Annotated in this window: 2 rRNA genes; both read left to right on the forward strand. The window is 50.7% G+C overall.

Annotated elements, in window-relative coordinates:
- Positions 1–65: 65 nt before the first annotated feature.
- Positions 66–2,936 (forward strand): 23S ribosomal RNA (locus EJO71_RS34095).
- 128 nt (positions 2,937–3,064) lie between these two features.
- Positions 3,065–3,177: ribosomal RNA gene (gene rrf, locus EJO71_RS34100) — 5S ribosomal RNA — on the forward strand.
- The last annotated feature ends 25 nt before the right edge of the window (positions 3,178–3,202 follow it).

The raw sequence follows: 3,202 nt of genomic DNA on the forward strand, positions 1-3,202 counted from the left end.
CAGGTGAAAGACCTGGCAATTCCTTGATTGACTTTGGTTTCCGTGAGGAAACGTCAAAGTTATAGGGTCAAGTGAATAAGAGCACGTGGTGGATGCCTTGGCAATGATAGGCGACGAAGGACGTGATAGCCTGCGATAAGCTTCGGGGAGCTGGCAAATTAGCTTTGATCCGGAGATTTCCGAATGGGGAAACCCACCGAAAGGTATCGCATGATGAATACATAGTCATGCGAGGCGAACCGGGTGAACTGAAACATCTCAGTAGCTCGAGGAAAAGACATCAACCGAGATTCCGAAAGTAGTGGCGAGCGAAATCGGAGAAGCCTGTTAGTGATAGCACAAGACATAACGGAACGGCTTGGAAAGGCCGGCCATAGCGGGTGATAGCCCCGTACGTGAAATGACCTGTGTGGTACTGAGCTAACGACAAGTAGGGCGGGACACGAGAAATCCTGTCTGAATATGGGGGGACCATCCTCCAAGGCTAAATACTCATCATTGACCGATAGTGAACTAGTACCGTGAGGGAAAGGCGAAAAGAACCCCGGGAGGGGAGTGAAATAGATCCTGAAACCGCGTGCTTACAAAAAGTAGGAGCCCGCAAGGGTGACTGCGTACCTTTTGTATAATGGGTCAGCGACTTACATTCAGTGGCAAGGTTAACCGAATAGGGAAGCCGTAGAGAAATCGAGTCCGAATAGGGCGATCAGTCGCTGGGTGTAGACCCGAAACCAAGTGATCTATCCATGGCCAGGATGAAGGTGCCGTAACAGGTACTGGAGGTCCGAACCGACTAGTGTTGCAAAACTAGCGGATGAGCTGTGGATAGGGGTGAAAGGCTAAACAAACTTGGAAATAGCTGGTTCTCTCCGAAAACTATTTAGGTAGTGCCTCAAGTATTACCATCGGGGGTAGAGCACTGTTTTGGCTAGGGGGTCATGGCGACTTACCAAACCAAGGCAAACTCCGAATACCGATGAGTACAGCTTGGGAGACAGAGCACCGGGTGCTAACGTCCGGACTCAAGAGGGAAACAACCCAGACCGCCAGCTAAGGTCCCTAAAATTGGCTAAGTGGGAAACGAAGTGGGAAGGCTAAAACAGTCAGGATGTTGGCTTAGAAGCAGCCATCATTTAAAGAAAGCGTAATAGCTCACTGATCGAGTCGTCCTGCGCGGAAGATGTAACGGGGCTAAGCCAGTTACCGAAGCTGCGGATTTGCAATTTATTGCAAGTGGTAGGAGAGCGTTCTGTAAGCCTGTGAAGGTGCGTTGTAAAGCGTGCTGGAGGTATCAGAAGTGCGAATGCTGACATGAGTAGCGTTAAAGGGGGTGAAAAGCCCCCTCGCCGTAAGCGCAAGGTTTTCTACGCAACGTTCATCGGCGTAGAGTGAGTCGGCCCCTAAGGCGAGGCAGAGATGCGTAGCTGATGGGAAACAGGTCAATATTCCTGTACCGATTGTTAGTGCGATGTGGGGACGGATCTTAATAGGTCATCCGGGTGTTGGATATCCCGGTTTAGATGGATGTAGGCGTGCATTAGGCAAATCCGGTGCACATATACCGAGGCCATCGATCGAGCCAGCTTGCTGGTGAAGTGACTGAACGAGGTTCCAGGAAAAGCCACTAAGCTTCAGCTAACAACGACCGTACCGCAAACCGACACTGGTGCGCGAGATGAGTATTCTAAGGCGCTTGAGAGAACTCAGGAGAAGGAACTCGGCAAATTGACACCGTAACTTCGGAAGAAGGTGTGCCCTATTAGTGTGAAGTGAACAACGGAGCATGAATGGGTTGCAAAAAATCGGTGGCTGCGACTGTTTATTAAAAACACAGCACTCTGCAAACACGAAAGTGGACGTATAGGGTGTGACGCCTGCCCGGTGCTGGAAGATTAAATGATGGGGTGCAAGCTCTTGATTGAAGTCCCAGTAAACGGCGGCCGTAACTATAACGGTCCTAAGGTAGCGAAATTCCTTGTCGGGTAAGTTCCGACCTGCACGAATGGCGTAACGATGGCCACACTGTCTCCTCCTGAGACTCAGCGAAGTTGAAATGTTTGTGATGATGCAATCTCCCCGCGGAAAGACGGAAAGACCCCATGAACCTTTACTGTAGCTTTGTATTGGACTTTGAACAGATCTGTGTAGGATAGGTGGGAGGCTTTGAAGCAGGGTCGCTAGATCTTGTGGAGCCAACGTTGAAATACCACCCTGGTGTGTTTGAGGTTCTAACCTAGGTCCATTATCTGGATCGGGGACAGTGCATGGTAGGCAGTTTGACTGGGGCGGTCTCCTCCCAAAGCGTAACGGAGGAGTTCGAAGGTACGCTAGTTACGGTCGGACATCGTGACGATAGTGCAATGGCATAAGCGTGCTTAACTGCGAGACTGACAAGTCGAGCAGATGCGAAAGCAGGACATAGTGATCCGGTGGTTCTGTATGGAAGGGCCATCGCTCAACGGATAAAAGGTACTCTGGGGATAACAGGCTGATACCGCCCAAGAGTTCATATCGACGGCGGTGTTTGGCACCTCGATGTCGGCTCATCTCATCCTGGGGCTGTAGCCGGTCCCAAGGGTATGGCTGTTCGCCATTTAAAGAGGTACGTGAGCTGGGTTTAAAACGTCGTGAGACAGTTTGGTCCCTATCTTCCGTGGGCGCTGCAGATTTGAGGAAGCCTGCTCCTAGTACGAGAGGACCGGAGTGGACACACCTCTGGTGTATCGGTTGTCACGCCAGTGGCATTGCCGAGTAGCTAAGTGTGGAAGAGATAACCGCTGAAAGCATCTAAGCGGGAAACTCGTTTCAAGATGAGATCTGCCGGGGCCTTGAGCCCCCTGAAGAGTCGTTCAAGACCAGGACGTTGATAGGTCAGGTGTGGAAGCGCAGTAATGCGTTAAGCTAACTGATACTAATTGCTCGTGCGGCTTGACCCTATAACTTTGATCAAGAAGATCAAGGTGTTATGCCAAGTTGACGCATTCAAAACAATTCGCCAAAAGCTGATTCCAAACTCTATGAATTCGTTTGATTGATCGCGTGATCAGTCAGACAACCCTTTATGCCTGATGACCATAGCGAGTTGGTCCCACTCCTTCCCATCCCGAACAGGACAGTGAAACGACTCAGCGCCGATGATAGTGCGGGTTCCCGTGTGAAAGTAGGTCATCGTCAGGCTCTTACAGCCCAGAAACCCCCAGTC

Source organism: Variovorax sp. 679 (assembly GCF_003952185.1).
In the GTDB taxonomy this organism is placed as follows: domain Bacteria; phylum Pseudomonadota; class Gammaproteobacteria; order Burkholderiales; family Burkholderiaceae_C; genus Variovorax.